This window comes from Bacillus sp. COPE52 (assembly GCF_003355115.1).
In the GTDB taxonomy this organism is placed as follows: Bacteria; Bacillota; Bacilli; order Bacillales; family Bacillaceae_G; genus Bacillus_A; species Bacillus_A toyonensis.
Genome location: NZ_CP031292.1, coordinates 2232129 through 2250631, shown reverse-complemented (window position 1 = coordinate 2250631; position 18503 = coordinate 2232129). Strand labels below are relative to the sequence as shown.

General features: G+C 35.6%; 12 protein-coding genes. 2 read left to right on the top strand and 10 right to left on the bottom strand.

The annotated features are described in order from the left end of the window. Positions 1 to 4: 4 nt before the first annotated feature. The 9 genes from DPQ31_RS11300 to DPQ31_RS11260 form a co-directional block, all read right to left on the bottom strand. Positions 5 to 1447: an MDR family MFS transporter gene (locus tag DPQ31_RS11300; protein ID WP_208731901.1), complete on the bottom strand. Its 1443-nt coding sequence runs from the start codon at positions 1445 to 1447 to the stop codon at positions 5 to 7. Beyond that, on the bottom strand, positions 1447 to 1671 hold the full coding sequence (locus DPQ31_RS11295) for an MbtH family protein (RefSeq protein WP_000184075.1): 225 nt from the start codon (positions 1669 to 1671) through the stop codon (positions 1447 to 1449). Before DPQ31_RS11295 ends, DPQ31_RS11300 begins: the two co-directional genes overlap by 1 nt. Continuing rightward, positions 1668 to 8825, bottom strand: a complete 7158-nt coding sequence (locus DPQ31_RS11290) for an amino acid adenylation domain-containing protein (protein WP_208731900.1) — start codon at positions 8823 to 8825, stop codon at positions 1668 to 1670. The genes DPQ31_RS11295 and DPQ31_RS11290 overlap by 4 nt, the downstream gene beginning before the upstream one ends. Before the next feature lie 33 nt (positions 8826 to 8858). Further along, positions 8859 to 9752 carry an isochorismatase gene (locus DPQ31_RS11285; RefSeq protein WP_199632332.1) on the bottom strand — a complete coding sequence of 298 codons (894 nt, stop codon included), beginning with the start codon at positions 9750 to 9752 and terminating at the stop codon, positions 8859 to 8861. Positions 9753 to 9776: 24 nt separating this feature from the next. Next, positions 9777 to 11393, bottom strand: a complete 1617-nt coding sequence (locus tag DPQ31_RS11280; protein WP_208731899.1) for a (2,3-dihydroxybenzoyl)adenylate synthase — start codon at positions 11391 to 11393, stop codon at positions 9777 to 9779. A gap of 12 nt (positions 11394 to 11405) precedes the next feature. Further along, complete coding sequence (gene dhbC, locus DPQ31_RS11275) at positions 11406 to 12605, bottom strand: isochorismate synthase DhbC (RefSeq protein ID WP_208731898.1); 1200 nt, start codon at positions 12603 to 12605, stop codon at positions 11406 to 11408. A gap of 26 nt (positions 12606 to 12631) precedes the next feature. Further along, entirely contained in the window at positions 12632 to 13417 is a 786-nt protein-coding gene (gene dhbA / locus DPQ31_RS11270; protein ID WP_098144984.1) for a 2,3-dihydro-2,3-dihydroxybenzoate dehydrogenase, read from the bottom strand. Positions 13418 to 14126: 709 nt separating this feature from the next. Then, positions 14127 to 15329, bottom strand: a complete 1203-nt coding sequence (locus tag DPQ31_RS11265) for an L-lactate MFS transporter (RefSeq protein WP_000750116.1) — start codon at positions 15327 to 15329, stop codon at positions 14127 to 14129. A 796-nt stretch (positions 15330 to 16125) separates the two neighbouring features. Next, positions 16126 to 16443, bottom strand: a complete 318-nt coding sequence (locus DPQ31_RS11260) for a hypothetical protein (protein WP_000627296.1) — start codon at positions 16441 to 16443, stop codon at positions 16126 to 16128. A gap of 649 nt (positions 16444 to 17092) precedes the next feature. Between DPQ31_RS11260 and DPQ31_RS11255 the strand changes: the two genes are divergently transcribed. Beyond that, positions 17093 to 17278: a YkvS family protein gene (locus DPQ31_RS11255; protein ID WP_000646787.1), complete on the top strand. Its 186-nt coding sequence runs from the start codon at positions 17093 to 17095 to the stop codon at positions 17276 to 17278. 179 nt (positions 17279 to 17457) lie between these two features. Here the strand turns inward: DPQ31_RS11255 and DPQ31_RS11250 are convergent, their stop codons facing one another. Then, positions 17458 to 17757, bottom strand: coding sequence for an ArsR/SmtB family transcription factor (locus DPQ31_RS11250; protein ID WP_000214792.1), 300 nt, complete (start codon positions 17755 to 17757; stop codon positions 17458 to 17460). Between the two features lie 371 nt (positions 17758 to 18128). On the opposite strand from DPQ31_RS11250, the gene DPQ31_RS11245 reads away from it, so the two are divergent. Beyond that, entirely contained in the window at positions 18129 to 18302 is a 174-nt protein-coding gene (locus DPQ31_RS11245) for a hypothetical protein (RefSeq protein WP_001142745.1), read from the top strand. Positions 18303 to 18503: the final 201 nt, after the last annotated feature.

Genomic DNA, 18503 nt, shown 5'->3' with positions numbered 1-18503 from the left:
ATTGCTATTCATTGACGAGTTCTTTCTCTTTTTGTGATACTGATAACATTTTTTCTTTCTTCTTTGACATTACCTCTTTATCAGAAATACGTAAAGAAAATAGTAATGCTATAAGTAAAAATAGTGCTGATCCAATTAATGCCGCTTGATATGGCAAGAAATCTGATTGTGCGTTATTCTGTACGTTATTACTTCCAAAACCAGACAGTATACTAGCTAAAACAGCAACTCCTATTGCAGATCCTAATCGGTTTTGCACATTGAATATAGTAGTTGCTCTCCCCATAGAATGTGGTGTGATATTGTTAAAAGCAGAAAATTGAACTGCACCGACAGACTGCCCTAAGAAAATACCTATGCCAAACAATAATGCCCGTATTTGCCATGGATTCGTATCATGATTTACAAAACTTAATAATACAAATATAACCGCGGTACTTATTAGTCCAATAGAGATTACCTTTCGAGCACCTAATTTCTTATACGTCCATGGTACAATTTGCGAAGAAATCATTAATCCAATCGCCTCTGGGAATGTCGTAAGACCTGATTCCAGCGCAGAAACTCCGATTACATTTTGATACATAAGCGGAAAAACAAATAGCATTCCAAGTAAACCAGCAGATGAAAACAAGGATATGAGACTCATTTTTCTAAAAACGGGTTCTTTTAATAAGCGTAAATCTAACATCGGTTGCTTTACTTTCAATTCTACTATTATAAACAGTGAAATGAATACAATCCCAGCTATCCCAGTACTTATTATTTCTGGAGAAATCCATCCTTTTGACGCCCCTTGACTGAGTGCATAGATGAGCATCGCAAAACCTGGTGCTGAAAGAACAAAACCGAGAGAATCAAAACGACCAGCTGATTTTTCAATATGCTCTGCTAAAAATAGAAGTCCAAATAGCAATGCAACGATTCCAAACGGTAGATTAATATAAAATGCCCAACGCCAAGACATTTGATCTACAAAGAAACCACCGATGATAGGACCAATTGCTGGTGCTACAGCAATTGGGAGTACAATGAACCGAGAAATCTTCGGTCTTTCCTCTGGTGAAAATGTTCGAAATAACATCGCCATTCCGACCGGTGTTAAAAGCCCTCCACCAGCACCTTGAATGATACGGAAAATATTCAATAAAGTAATATCGTTAGCCATTCCGCATAAAGCAGAGGCAATTGTAAATACGAAAAGAGCAGTTAAAAATACTCTTTTCGTACCAAATCGATCTCCTAACCAACCAGAAATCGGAAGGAAAACAGCTAAACTAACTAAATACCCAACATTTACTGTCCCCATTGCAGATGGGGGTACTTGCAGTTCTTTGCTTATCGTTTGCAATGCTACATTCACAATTGTTGCATCCATCGCAGCCATAAACATCGCTGTTATATACACGATGCTTATAACTACTTTTGGATTTATTTTTACTTTCATTATTGTTTTCCTACTAATATTTTTTCGCTAATTTGATTTTTTTTTGGCTCTAAATCATTCCAGTTTACTTCAACGTATTCTAAGCAAACTTGTCTGCTAGCTTCTTCATGTACGACATTCCATCCAATTGGTACATCGAGAAAGGCAGGCCAGAGAGAATACTGGCCCTCCTCATTCATTAATACTTTATATGTGTAATTATCATTTTCAAATGGATTCGTCATACTCTATTTACCCCTTTCTTATTCTGTAAATATTTCGCAAGTACTTGCCCAATTTCTGTAAGCGGCCCTGGCTGACATAAATCTTTATGTCTACAATCAATATCATGTTGCACGATATCTCCATCTAAATAATTTAGCCATGTATTTGGAGAAATGGGATCAAACCAGTCTGGTATAACAGTAGACCTAAAGAATAAAATATCCCCGTTATAAACTTTCGGTACGTACTTCCCTAACAACCCTACCGAATTTACATATGTTTCTTTCAAGTTTAAAATAGTCTCTTCTTCAAGACTCGCTAATGCACTTCCATCTTTGCGAAGTATTGCAATCGCACTTTCCATAGTCAGTGGTTTACCATCCATGTTATCTGGATCATATCCCCCTAAAGCAAGTAATGCGATTAACGCTTCCTCTTCAGTAGGCGCTTCCGTATTCGGTAAGAAGTGACCAGGATAAGAATCAAGCATAACGAGTAATTCTACTTCTTCCCCTTCATTTTGTAGTTGCGCCGCCATTGCATGAACAACATTACCTCCAAGTGACCAACCGAGTAAACGATACGGTCCGTGAGGCTGTACTTCACGAACATGTTTCAAGTAATCCGCCGCCATCTCCTCTAAACTTTTTGGAAGTTCTTCATTTTCAGCGATACCACGTGCTTGTACACCATAGATTGGATAATCTGTTCCTAAAGATTTCATAAGTCCTGCATAGCACCAACTTAATCCACCTGCTGGATGTACACAAAATAGTGGTAATTGATCCCCGCTTGCTCGTAATGGAAGCAACACATCAAGTGCACTTTGACCATTCCCCATTTCAAGCCTTTCAGCAAGCCCCGCAACAGTAGGTGCTGCAAATAAAGTTCCAATATTCAGTTCAACGCCAAGTGCCTCTTTCATGCGACTCATAAGCTGCACTGCAAGAAGTGAATGACCACCAAGATCAAAGAATCCATCTTCAATTCCAATTTGAGACACACTTAAAACTTCTGTAAACAAGTCACATAACATTTCTTCTTGCGGTGTTCTCGGTCCGCGGCTAGATGATGATGCAATAAACTCTGGAGCTGGCAATGCCTTTCTATCTAATTTACCGTTTGGAGTTAAAGGTAACTCGTTTACTACTACAAAAGCGTATGGAACCATATAATCTGGCAAACTACCTCCAGCATGCTGACGCATTTCATTCGTATCAATCGTTTCATTATTTGATGCGACGATATAAGCAACTAATCGTTTATCCCCAGGTTGATCCTCCCGGACAATAACGGCTACTTGTTCAACTTTATCGTGTTTCATTATGACCGCTTCTATTTCCCCTAATTCAATTCGGAATCCACGAATTTTAATTTGATGATCTGCACGTCCTATATAATCTAACGTCCCATCTTGACGCCAGCGCGCTAAGTCTCCTGTGCGATACATTCTTGTACCAGGTTTACCAAATGGATCTGCGATAAAACGTTCAGCCGTTAATGCTGCTCTTCCTAAATATCCACGAGCTAGTCCAGCACCTGCAACATACATTTCCCCAACTACTCCTGGTGGCACTGGTTGTAAATAGGTATCTAATACGTATACTTTAAGATCTGGTATACTGCACCCGATTAAACTATTTGCTCGTAAAGAAACGATACTCTCATCTAACTCAATATAACTAACATGTACCGTCGTCTCCGTTATACCGTACATATTAATAAGTTTCGGTGCGTTATGAGGATGACGACTATACCAATCTTCTAATCGACTTAGTTCAAGTGCTTCTCCACCAAAAACAACATATCGTAAAGATAGTTTTTGACCAACCTCTTCATTTTCACGATCTGCTTGCATCAATTGATAGAACGCTGATGGAGTTTGGTTTAAAACAGTAACCTTTTCCTTAACAAGCAGCTGTAAAAATTCTTTCGGCGAGCGACTTACAGTATGTGGTACTACAACTAAACGCCCTCCATATAATAAAGGTCCCCAAATTTCCCAAACCGAGAAATCAAAAGCGTATGAATGGAACATCGTCCACACATCGTCTGCGTCAAATTGGAACCAATGATCGGTTGCTCCTAAAAGTCTTACTACATTTTGATGAGGTATCATAACTCCTTTCGGTCTACCTGTTGAGCCTGACGTATAAATAACGTAAGCAATATGTGAAGGAGATAACGGCTTCAGGCGCTCCATTTCATCAATATTGTCCTCACTATATTTTTCAATTTCTTCTATTACGTTCACATCATCAACTAAAATCTTTAGTGCCTCATCACATTCAATTTCTACACTTGCATTTGTTAATACACATGATGGTTTCGCATCGTGTAGCATAAATGAAATACGATCTGACGGATAATCCGGATCTAACGGAAGGTATCCGGCACCTGCTTTAAGAACAGCAAGTAAGCTTACAACCATATTTAAAGATCTCGGCATCGCTAAAGCAACGAGTTGATCCGGCCCGATTCCTTTTGCTATTAACGAACGAGCTATTTTATTCGCTTTTCTATTTAACTCTTCATACGTTAGCTTTTCATCTTCAAAGACAACAGCAATAGAATTTGGATTTACATGAGCCTGCTTTTCAAATAATTGTGGCAATGTCATTTCTGGTGCAATTTGAAAACCACCATTCCACTTTTCTAATACTGTATTTTTCTCTGCAACAGTTAATATTTCTAATCTGCCAATTGATTGATCCGGATTTGTAGCTGCATCATCTAATAACAAAATGAATCGTTCTATTAGTTTTTGAACCGTTTCACGTTTATATAAATCGGTACTAAACTCTAGTAATCCATGTAAACCGTTCGGAGTACCATCAACCTCATTACTCTCACTAATTTCAAATGTTAAATCAAATTTTGCAGAACCAACGCTTTGAATTTCAAGGCTCGCTTCTAAATCTGGTGCATTAAACGTTGCTTCTGGTGTATTTTGAAAAGCTAACATAACTTGAAACAACGGGTGGCTGTTTCGAGTACGTACTGGATTTAACACTTCAACAAGCCTTTCAAATGGAACATCTTGATTTTCATAAGCTGCAAGATTTACCTGCTTCACTCTATTTAATAATTCTTTAAAACTTGGATCTCCTGACGTATTTGTACGTAACACTAATGTATTTACAAATAAACCAACAATATCTGAAAGTACATCATCATTTCTTCCAGCAATCGGACTTCCAATTGGTATATCAGTGCCTGCACCTAATCTTGTAAATAGTGCACTAAGCCCTGCTTGCAATACCATAAACAAACTAACTCCATTTTTACGTGCAAGCTCTACTAACCTACTATGCATACCTTCATCTATATGAAAATGAATTGTTTCCCCGCGGTAACTCGTCTCAATTGGACGCTGGAAATCTGTAGGTAACTCCATTTGGTCTGGTAAACCTTTAAGTTCTTCTTTCCAAAAATCTAATTGTGTTGAAATAAGACTCTCTGGTGTCGTTTCATCACCTAGCAATTGCTGTTGCCAAAGTGCATAATCTGCGTATTGAACTGGTAGTGTCTCCAGCTGAACTCTGTCACCTTGACATCGTGCTTTATACGCCGCTGTAAAATCTCTCGTTAGCGGCTGTAATGACCAGCCATCACCTACAATATGATGTAATAGAATTAATAATACATGTTCGTTTTCACTCACTGTAAAAAGTTGCAAACGAACTGCCGGCTCAAAATCGAGGTTAAAGCTATATCTTACCGCCTGTGAAAGTACACTTTCTAATTCATCTTTACATGTATTAGTTATAACCATTTCTAGATTTAAGTTTTCCATATCTAAAATTTTCTGATAGGAACTACCTAATACGTTAGGGAAAATTGTTCTAAGTGTTTCATGTTTCTCAACTACATCGTAAAAAGCACCTTGTAATGCTTCCCGATTCAATATTCCATTCATACGAATGACTAGCGGAATATTATAAGTAGGACTTGGACCTTCTAAACAATTTAAGAACCATAACCTGCGCTGTGCAAATGAAAGTGGAACTTCATTTGGCCTACTTGCTTTCTGAATAGCTGGTCTTGCATTTTTTGCATAGTTTAATTGTTTCGCCAGTTCGGCAACAGTTGGTGATTCAAATAGTTTCCCGATTCCTAATTCCACACTTAACGTTTCACGAATTCTTGCCATTAAACGAGATGCGAGAAGTGAATGTCCACCCATTTCAAAGAAATTATCATCAATGCTAATTCGAGAAACACCAAGTACTTCTGCAAATAAATCACATAATATTTCTTCTTTCGGATTTCTAGCAACTCTCTCATTGTTCATTCCATTAAAATCAGGAGCAGGTAATTTCTTTCTGTCAACCTTACCATTTGGCGTTAATGGTAATTCTTCTAGCACAACAAATGCCGATGGTATCATATAATTCGCTAAACTTTCTGAAACATAAGAACGAATTTCTGAAAGATTAATCAGTTCCTTTTCTTCTGCAACGATATACGCAATGATGCGTTTATCAATTGGACGATCTTCTCGTACCATTACTACCGCTTGTTGAATATTTTCATGTCGTTGTAATACCGTTTCAATTTCAGCTAATTCAATTCGGAATCCACGAATTTTAATTTGATGATCTGCGCGACTAATGTACTCTAACGCACCATCACTACGCCATTTCACAAGATCTCCTGTACGGTACATGCGCTTCCCTGATTCTCCATAAGGATTTGCAACAAACCGTTCAGCTGTTAACTCAGGTTTTCCTAAATATCCGCTTGCAAGTCCCTCCCCTGCAATATATAATTCCCCAATAACTCCAGGTGGAACTGGTTGTAACCCTGCATCCAATACATACACTTCTGTATTGGAAATTGGCTTTCCAATAGGAGGTATACCCTTTTCACCTTCATCAATGTTCATGAAAGTAGACCAAATCGTCGTTTCAGTTGGTCCATATAAATTAGTTATTGAGCAACCTAATTCTTTTAATTTATTTGCTAAATGCGCTGGAAGAGCTTCACCACCAACAAGTATATTTAGCCCTTGTAGCTTCTCTGGATAATCAGTTACTAACGCCTGCCAAAGCGTCGGTGTAGCCTGCATAATTGTCACTCTTTCTTCTTGTAAAAGTGTCGTTAATGCTGATGACTCTTGTATGTCTTCTTTTTGCGCAATTGTTAAACTTGCACCACTAATAAGAGGTAAATAAATTTCTAGAGCAGAAATATCAAACGCAAACGTTGTAACTGCTAATAAATGATCATTTTCATTTAATGAAAACTTTTGTTGCATAGCCATTAAAAAGTTACTTAAACCTCTCATAGGAACAATTACACCTTTTGGGTTTCCTGTTGAGCCTGAAGTATATATTGTATAGGCTGGGTTTAAACGTGATACATCATTCTTACATGCTATATTCATACGAGAATATGTATGTAACGCTAGTTTCGTTTCTTCTTCATCTAATACAACTTTTTTCATATCATTTTCTATAACTAACTTAGATGAAACAGATGAATGTGTTATGATACAAACTGGGTTTGCATCATTTACTATATAATTAACTCTTTCTGCTGGGTATTCTGGATCTATTGGTAAATATGCTGCACCAGCTTTTAAGACCGCTAGCATACTAACCACCATTTCTATTGATCTAGGAAATACTAAAGCTACAAACTGGTTTGGTCGTATGCCTTCTTCTACTAAATAATGTGCTAGTTCATTCGCTCGTTCATTTAGCTCTTTATACGTAAGGTTTACACCGTCACAAGTAATCGCTAGTTTATTTGGATTTTTTTGCACTTGTTTTTCAAATGATATAGGTAGACTGATTAACTCATCATCTTCCTTCGTTTCATTCCATTCCAATAAAACTTTATGCTTTTCTTCAGGCAGAGTAATGTTTATTTTTCCAATAGACTCGTTTTTCTCATAATTATTTATTACTAATTCAAATAGATTCATAAATCTTTCTTTATGCAATGCTAGCTCCGCGCCATTATATACTTCGGGATTCGCATCAAAATGAATCATTAACTCCTTTTGATCAAAACGTTTATATACATTTATCGATAAATCATCGACAGGTCCTGCTGATAAGTTATGCGTAATACCACGCTTCCCAGCAAAATTAAGCCCGTAATCAAATGGCATAACATTCACTAACGGTCCAAACAACCTTTGATTTTCACCTAGTAACTTTAAGTCTCTTCTTAATTCCTCATGACGGTATTTATGATGGCGACGTACATCTCGGATTTCTTTAGAAACTTGTTGCAATAATTCCGCAAGAGTTATATTTGGAGTTACTGTAATACGAAGCGGAACTAAATTCATTACCATACTAGGTGTATGAATAGATACAGAACCTAGACGTCCCATCATCGGTAAACCTAAAACAATATCATTTTCACCTGTTAATTTATGCATATAAATACTTGTTACAGCGACAATGAATTCCGGCCAACTTGTTAACGAAATATTGATTTCTTCTAGTAAAGTTTTCGTGCTAGAACTAGATAAATAAGCTGTTTCTCGTGAAAATCCATTTGATGTTCTCGGTGCTCGTTCTGCCAAACTTACAACTTCTGGTTCATCCGCAAATTTTTCTAACCAAAAAGTACGATCTTCCTGAAATTGTTTAGACTCACGATACTCAATATCTTCTTGCACAACTTTTGCAAGAGAACCAAATGGCTTTTCATTCTTGTTTGTTTCTTCTATAAGTGATGTATACTCATTCGCTACCTTTTGGCTAAGAAGTGAAAATCCATAGCCATCCATCACAATGTGATGGATGCGCTGATACCAAAAGAAACGATTATTTTCAACTTGAATAAGTGCTTCAGTAAATAAAGTATCTTTTTTCAAATCGACTGGCATAGATAAATCATTTTTCATCCATACTTTAGCAGCTTCTTCAGGATGTTCTTCTTTACGAACGTCAATAAAATGCATATGAAACTGTGATTCTTCAATAACTTGCCATGGGCCAATTTCATCCTCTTCGAAGCGAACATGAAGTGCTTCTGCTTCCATTACGACTTTACGTACAGCTAATTCAAAAATGTCTTGATGAATATTCCCGTTTATTTCTACATATTCCCCAGTATTATATATCGGATTAAGCGGATCTAATTGTTGCGCAAACCACATACCAGACTGCGCAGATGATAACGAATGACGAATCTTTTGACTGTTAGGCATTCTTTACTACCCCTTTATTATGTAGTCTATTTGTTACAGCACCTTTGCTGTTTTTGAAGATAGTAAGCTGTACCAACCTGCAACAGTTGGACGTTCTGCTAAATCTGCAAACGTGATTTCTTTCCCTTCACGACGCCACTTCTCTACTAAACTCATAATTCTGACCGAATCAAGCCCTCTATTTAATAAGTCCTCATCAATATCAATACTCTCTACTGGCTCACGAAGTAGTTGTGCAACTAGTTCATGTACTTCCTGTATAGTGGTTCCTTCACTCTCATCACCTTTTACACTTTGTAAAACTTTTAACAGTAGGTTTGTTGATGTCGTTACTGCGCATCTATTAGATGCATACTCCAATGCTTGTTTATGATGCTCTAGTGAAAAATCAGCAACTGCATCTGCTACAAAGAACGGCTCTATACCATCCATAAATGCTTCACAAGCTGTTAAAAGGCATCCAATATGCGCATAAATACCGCAAATAATGAGTTGATCTCTTCCTTGTTCATTTAAAATTTCTAATAGATTTGTCTTTTTAAATGCACTATATCTCCATTTTGTTAGGAATATATCATCTTCATCAGGAGTAAGTTCATCAACAATTTTCTTTTTATCTGGTCCAGCAGGAATACCGTCACCCCAAAAGTCTTGTAATAAACCTCTTTGTTCTAACGTTTGCCCACCAGGTTGCGCTGTATAAACAACTGGTATACCAAGTTCCTTACATTTTTCTCTTATCATTTTAATATTTGAAATGAGTTCTACTATTGGTGATTCTTTATCGCTATATGCATCAAGAAAATATTCTTGCATGTCATGAATTAAAAGTACTGCACGTTTCGGGTCTGGTGTCCAATTCACTTTATTTTTTGGTAGTTCTGATTCAATTGGCATTTTATATACTGAAATAGATGGGATAGCCATCTAATCACTTCCTTCCGGTTTTTATTATTGTTTTACTGTAATAAGTTTTTCAGCAATGACTTTACGTAGTTCTTTTTTGCTGACTTTTCCGACTCCTGTTTGCGGGAATGATTCAATAAATTCAATTCGATCTGGAATTTTATAAGCCGCTATACCACGTTCTCTTAAGAACATTTTTAATTCACTTACAGTTGGAACTTGTCCGCGAGCTATAACAAAAGCACAGGTGCGTTCACCTAAATAATCGTCAGGCATAGATACAATTGCTACATCATGTATTGCATCATGTGCTAATAGATGATTTTCAACCTCTTCCGCAGCAACTTTCTCACCACCACGATTAATTTGATCTTTATCTCTTCCTTCTACAACGATGTAACCTTGTTCATTTACTTTTACAAGATCACCTGTACGATAAAATCCATCCTTTGTAAATGATCGTGCATTATGCTCTTCCGCTTTATAATAACCACGAATTGTATATGGACCTCGTGTTAATAAACTACCTACTTCACCCGGTTTTACATCGTTATCATTTTCATCAACAACCCTTACTTCATCGGATGTAGACATCGGTCTACCTTGTGTATGAATAATGATTTCTTCCGGATCATTTAATCTTGTGTAATTTACTAGCCCTTCTGCCATACCAAACACTTGCTGTAACGTACATCCAAATGTAGGGCGAATACGCTTCGCAACTTCGGCACTAAATTTCGCACCACCTACTTGAATCACTTGCAAGCTCGATAAATCGTTATTACGGGAAGATGCAGCATCAAGCCAAATCATTGCTAATGGTGGAACGAGCGCTGTAATCGTCACTTTTTCTTTTTCTATAAGAGCAAATGCCTCGTCTGGACTCCCTCCAGTTGCCAACACTACCTTTCCACCCGCATAGAAAGTTCCAAATGTTCCTGGAGAACTCATTGGGTAATTGTGTGCTACTGGAAGAACTGCCATATAGACACTTTCTGCATTTAAATTACAAATTTCAGCACTAACACGTAAACTATAAATATAGTCATCATGTGTTCTAGGAATTAATTTAGAAAGTCCTGTTGTCCCTCCTGATAATTGAAGAAACGCAACATCACTTGGCTGAACTTCTGGTAATGATACGGGATCCATATACAGATCATTTATGTTCACAAACTCTTCTTCTTCTCCCACTACAATTACATGTTGTAAAGTTGGCACTTTCTCTTTCACTTCTCTTGCTAGTTTTCGATAATCAAAACCGAGAGCCTTATCTGAAATAACGTAAGCGCTCGCCTCGCCAAACTCACAAAAATAACTAATTTCACTGCTTCGATGTGAAGGTAGCGCAAAAACAGGAAGCGCTCCAATTCGAAATAGTGCAAAACATATTTCGAAAAACTCTATAATATTAGGTAACTGGATTACAACTCGGTCTTCTTTCTTTATTCCTACATTCAGTAAACCTGAAGCTAAGCGATCTACCTTTTTATCAAGTTCACTATACGTTATATGTGTATTACCGCTTACAACTGCAATCTGATCTCCATATTTTTCAGCACGCTCTCTTAACACTCCGCCAAATGTTTCACCAAGCCAACACCCTTCTTCTCGGTAACGATCGACGAATTCTTTTGGCCATTCCGTATAACCTGTTAACATTCTTTCTTCCCCCTATTTTTCATTCAACGAATTATCTCTTAACCCTAAAGCCTTCAGCATTGTTTGGAACTTAGCTGATGTTTCTGCTAGCTCATCTTCTGGTTTTGACTCAGCAACAACTCCAGCTCCTGCATATAAACGAAGTGTATTCTCTTGCACTTCCGCACAACGAATTGTAACAATCCATTCGCCATCTCCATTTAAATCGCTCCACCCTAACATTCCTGTAAAGAATTCACGGTCAAATGGCTCAATTTTTTGAATAGCCTCTCTTGCTGCTTCCATTGGAGTTCCGCAAACTGCTGGCGTAGGATGGAGAGCAATTGCTAATTGTAAAGAAGAAGTATTTGGATTCTTAAGTTCACCTTTCACTTCGGTAGACAAATGCCACATTGCTTCACTATGAATAACTGATGGTTTTTCTGGCACATGCAATGTATGACAGTACGGACGAAGCGCAGCAGCAACCGCTTCAACTACTACCGCATGTTCATGTAAATCTTTTGGTGAAGAGAGTAATTCCTCTGCTCTTCTTTTATCTTCAGCTGGATCGTCACTTCTTGGTCTTGAACCAGCTAATGGATTAGAAACGACTTGCATACCACTACGTGAAACAAGCAATTCCGGGCTTGCTCCAATTAATGTCTTATTGTTCTCGTTTTCATCTTTCGGTAAATTCACAGCAAATGTATAACCGTGCTTATTATGCTCTGCTAATTCGCGAAGTAATTTTTGTTTATCAATCTTCTCTGAAGATTTAACATCTAACGATCTAGATAGAACGATTTTCTTTAAATCTCCATCCTGAATTTTTTCAATCCCTTGCTTCACACCATTCATATAAACTTCAGGGTCTGGCACTGACTTCATTTCAAATGTTACGTTCTCATTTATTTCAAGCTGATTTGTTGTATCTAATTGTAAACGCTCAGAAATTCTGCTATATTCTGGTACGATAAGTTGGACTTCTTTTCTACGATCAAATGGCAAAGCACCCACAACGATAGGATTTGGATTTCCAGCTTGTTTCGCATTACTTAATGTCGCTTGCACAAGCTCTGGGAAACTTTCAATTTCACGATGCTTTACTGTAGTAAACTCTCCTTCTGCTAATATCGTTCGAGTTGGTGAAGCGAAAAAGAATGAAGATTCAGTTTTATAATCTTCTAATAATTTTCCTGACAGTTCCTTTACGGCTGTAAGTTCATTCATAGTATGAAAACCTCCTGAATTTTTTATTAAACTCCTAATGTAGCACCGCCATCGACACATAAATTGTGCATTGTAATATGACTCGCTTTATCAGAAGCTAAAAACAATACTGCTTCAGCAATTTCTGAAGGTTGTGCAATTTTTTGTAATGGTATACCGAGTCTATATGTATTTTGAGAACCAGCAATTATATTTTTAGCTCCATTTTCATCAGCCCATAGTAACCTTTGCATTTCAGTTTCAGTAGAACCAGGAGAAACTAAGTTGCAGCGAATATTGTATGATGCAAGCTCTAATCCTAAACATTTCATGAACATTGTCGTTGCAGCTTTTGATGCAGCATACGCAGCCATTTCCATTCTCGGAGTATTTGCTGCATTTGAGCCAACTGTAACAATTGCCCCTGATTTTCTTACCATCATACGTTTACTTACCGATCGAGATATATAGAAAACTCCTGTAGTATTTACAGAGAATGTTTTATGCCAATCTTCATCACTTAAAGAGTGAATCGCTCCCATTCGTAAAACTCCTGCGACATTTACTAATATATCTATAGGCGCTATGTCATTTTCAATTCGGTTTACTACCTCTTCAACAGCATTGCTATCACTTACATCTAAATGAAATGTCTTCATACGTGTTTCATATGATGCATCATGATTTAATAACACATTTAGCCCTTCTTCATTTTGATCAACCGCAATAACTGTAGCTCCTCTTTCTAAAAACATTTTTGCTACAACACTACCTATACCTTGCGCTGCACCTGTTACGAAAACGGTTTTCCCATCAAATTCCCCTACGTTCATTTCCTCTATCCTTTCATATAAAAATTAATCTAATGAAACAAATTAAATGATAACGATTTTCATTATCATTGGTAATGTAAAAAATAATACACTTACTAAACTAATTGGTCAAGTGTACTTTTCATCGAAATGAAATTAATTGATAATATTTTTCATTTACTGTTCTTACATCGAAATGATAATGTTTCTCAATAATCTTGTCAATCTTTTTTTATTTTTCAGACATTTTTTTTATGTTTCTATGCAAGACTACATCTATAAGCAATAAAAAGTACTTTAAATGAAGTGCAACTTTATTCATTGGGGGTTTTACGGGCTGTAATAAAGGATACAAAATAGATCCATAATTCCTTATCATCTTTTTGAAATTCAAAAAGATAACTTGTAGATTTTTTCGCCTACAATGCTTTACCAAAAATTCATTTTTTCTCAACATTTTTCTGAAAATATTTTATTTTACATCTTTCATTTCTCAATAAATATTCTATGTATAATCTAAGATTAATTTACATTTTCCTATATTATGCATCCTTTAATGAAACTTCAATATAATCCAAATCGATATTTTACTCGCACTTTTATTCGTATCATTACGTCGATTACAAGGACTTGGCAGAGAAAAATAATTTAAAAAAGTTCATAAAGAAAAAAGCACCCTTTTTCATAGAGTGCTTTTTTCTTATCGTAGTGCCATAGAAGGTTTAAATCGTTACGCTACACTGCGATATTCTTCTTCTTTTTCTTTTTTCTTATTAGGTGCTTGAATTAAAATTGCGATAATAAATGACACGACACATAATACGCCGATCACCATGAAAGTTGGTTTAAATCCACCTAGAATTGCACCGATAAAGGAACCTGCAAGCGCTCCAAACCCGAATCCTTGATACACAATTCCGTAGTTTTTACTATGATTTTTCATGCCGAAGAAATCACCAACAATAGCTGGGAAAATAGTGATATTTCCACCAAAGCAAAACGCTACACTTGCTACACAGACGAAGTAGATACCATAATTTAAATCTACGAAACTTAGGACCAAGACTGAAGTCGCCATAGCAACAAAAGTACCAGTAACGATTTTTAAACGGCCGATTTTATCTGATAACGGTCCTAGAATAATACGACCTAATGTATTGAAGATTGCAACCATAGCCACTGCATTAGCTGCTGTTGTTGCGCTAAGCCCTACAAGTTGAACACCGATGTCTTTTACCATGCCAATTAAGTATAAGCCACTCATACATGATGTAAATAACATAATAAATAATAAGTATACTTGTTTTGTACCTAGCATTTCTTTCGTTGTATATTCCTGCGTTTTTGTTTCATGAACTGCCCCTTGATCAGCAGCTTGATGGATTAAACAAGCGCCAATCACAATCATAGCTGTAACAATTAAACCCCAGTATATAAACGCTTGTGATACACCAACTGATTCAATCAGCTGTGCGTTTATGTATTTAAAGATTAGGCTACCTGAACCATATGCAGAGACAGATATACCAGCAATTAAACCTTTACGCTCTGGAAACCACTTAATTAAATTCGATAGTGAAGTGATATATGCTGTACCATCTGCATACCCTACGACAACTCCTGCTAATACATAAAGCAATATTAATGAGGAAGCTTGTGAACTAAGTATTAATCCTAGTCCTAATGCTAGTCCAGCTATCATAATGAGTTTACGAAGTCCCCATTTTTCTTGCAATTTACTCGCAAACAAAGTTGAAAACGCTAAAGAAAGGCTTGTAATCGAGAAAGTTATAGCAACAGCGTTCAGACTCCAACCAAATTTACTAACTAAAGGCTGATTGAACAAGCTCCAAGTATATATCGTTCCAAGCCCCATTTGTACTATGACTGTACCAAGGACAACAAGCCATGGATTAACAGTTGATTTTTTCATATCATCCCGCCTCCTCTTTCTATTTCAATGCTATTCGCTACATTTACTTTTTTTATGTTCATTTTGTCCACCTCTTTGATTTGACAACTTCATTGTATAAGATGTCCCCGCTTATGTAAGCACTTACAATGTAAAGCGTCAAAAATATGAAATCAGTTACAGAAAATGAAGGGTGAAATACAACAAACTGCTTATTAAATACGTAGCAGCTGTTCGTATTGTGTTATATAAGTACGGCTTACAAGTGTTTTTGAAATCTTTTTCATTTAGTGAAACTTTAATCTGTAGGATTTTATTCACCTCTCATTGATTATTAGGCCACACCAATCAGATGTTTACGAGCAGCCCGACTCCCACCTAATTTCTTTGCTCCAGTCAAATTTTGATTACCTTATGCAAACAAAAGGTTTCCTACTTAATTGGATACGAATATATATAACTTCTTTTCGAAGTTTCTGGTTGTTTGCATGAAAAAAACCATTACATTAAAAGTGTAATGGTCACAATTCTATAGTGTCCTCTTTAATCTCAGAATGACTTCTCATCTTTACCTATCTTATTAAAAACTTTACTTTCAAAAATTCGGCCTATATGAATATCTGTTTGACAACCATCTTTGAATTGAAATTTAAATAGTAGAACACAAATGAAATCATTGTCACCCTTTGTTAATACACGTACTATTTGAATTGAGTTGTTGTATTTTCGTAAATTAAACTGGGCTGTAATAAAACCTTCTCTTTACTATTTAGTAAAGAGAAGGTTTTATTAGGTCAATTCATAAGGCTGATTTTCTTTATACGTTTATAATTGTTTCTTCAAATGTAACGATTGGCTCTACAAATTCCATCATAACGAAAGCGTTTTTAATACGTCTTGTTAAAACTTCTTTTAATTCTGCACACTTTTCTTCTGTAAGTGATTTTACAAATACAAAATTGTGATAATAGACCACACTCTTCTCTTTACTTAAAGGATTTAAAAACATCCCCTCTTTTGTAACGAAAGCGTTAGAATGCCCCGATAGAGTTGAAAGAAACGTCTCTAAAATTTTTATTTCTCTATTTGAAAACTGTTCCTCACAAACTACTTTAATATTCATTTCTGTTATCATTTATATATTCCCCCAACCAATTTTTTCACAAGGGGATAACTATAATACTATTAAAATTTCACGAGACTCCCCTTGCCGTTCAAAAAATTCACCAGAAAACTAGTTTGCTTAACTTTCTTTTTCCCTTTACTCATATGAATCTCTCCTTTCATATATATTACTTCTCCATTTTTAATTGAATACCTTTTTATATTTGAGTTTTTCTATATTTTTAGTCAGATTTATACAGATGATAACTCCATTTCTTTTCATTTCTTATACTATATTCACCTGAATACTATTACTTTTGAGAAACGCTTATTTATACTTATTGAAGAAATTACTTCCTGTACTCCGAAAAACAATGCTGCCTTCCCTATAAAACTTTGCTGATCTACTTTACGTTTAGAGCTACATATTATCTCTCTTTTGATTAATTTGTTTAGCTACATAATTTACATAGAAATATTGGTTCGCCAATTCTGAAAAATTTTACTTTGCATATAATAACCTTAAACAAAATATAACTTTTACCATAGGAGCACTCTATACTTTTCTATTAAATAAAAAAATTTTCATTGATAAACAAAACTAAATATTCACTAATATAACTATCCGTGGTTTAATATATGTAATAAACAAATATTTCTGTCTTTTATAAGGAGGTACTATGAAAGCAAACGTAGGGGATACTATACTTTTTCAACGAAATAATTTAAAGATTACTGGGTCTGTACTAAAACTATATACTGAATCGGTCTTAGTTGAAATTACAGATGTAAGCGGTGGTACTTTTGAATTTGATCGAACGATAGTAAATCATAAAAACTATAAAATTTTAAATGCAAATACATAAAGTAAAACTTTAATCAACCCTCACCAATCGGGCATTAACGGGCAGTTTATCTCCCATCCTAATTTCTTTGCTCAAGCTAAATTTTGAGGTGGAAGTTTCATTGCCCGTTAATGCGTGATAAAACAACACAAAATAGCCTCTGCTCACCAGCAGAGGCTATTTTATATCATAATACTTCATTAGTTTATATATCCTAAAACATTAACAATCTTACTCGCTTTTAAATTATTAATGTGATAATAAATTTCTAAACCCTTTCGCTCAGCTCGTAACACTTTACCTTTCATTTTTGATAAATGTTGCGAAACAGTCGATTGTGGAATATTCAGCAATTCTGTTAATTGTGTTACATTACAAGTTTTTCTAGTACTTAATTCATTTACAATTTGTAATCGGATTGGATGCGCCATAATTTTTAAAATATCTACATCCTCTTCTGAAACTACACTTTTTTTCATTTCACTCGTATATGTTGTCATAAGACATTCCCCTTTTATATGAATTCCTTTTTATTAAGATCCATTTCTACAAAATTCAATACTCCCGCTCAAGACCTTCATATAGAAATAATAGGATCTCAAATTTTCAAAAATAGAACTTACAATTATTCACTTTTTTTATTTATTCATTTATTTATTTGGTACATATACATAATACAATGTTAATATGTGCTCTATGTGAAGTTAGCATAAATTTATGATGAAGATTTATTTAATGACTTGCATCCTACTACGTGCTGGATAGTTTTATGCATTTTGTATCTTCCGCATAAAACTATCCAGTAATCTTAACACATTTTAGGCGTTTGTATATACTATTTACAAAACAATTTGGCAAAGGAGGATTTCATATGCCTACAATGTTACAAGAAGAAATTGAAGAAGCACGTGAGACATATGTCAGTCGTATCATTTTAGTTGGTGGATCAACTCTATTTTTAGTAGGTGGTGTTATATCGGCAATCGTAGCTTTTAAAGCTTATAATCGTTTGGAAAATACACCGCCTTCTTCTGATAATTCATAGGTGAGTTATCAAATTTTGAATAACAAACATACAAAGGCCGCCTCTAAAAAAGAGACGGCCTTTGATTTTTCATAAGTTCTACATTTAATAACGATTAGAACCAGCTTACATACTTTTATTTAAATTCAAATGTAAATAAAACATTTTAAAATATAAACCCTTACTTACATAATAAAATTATGTAACAATTCGAGAAAAGCG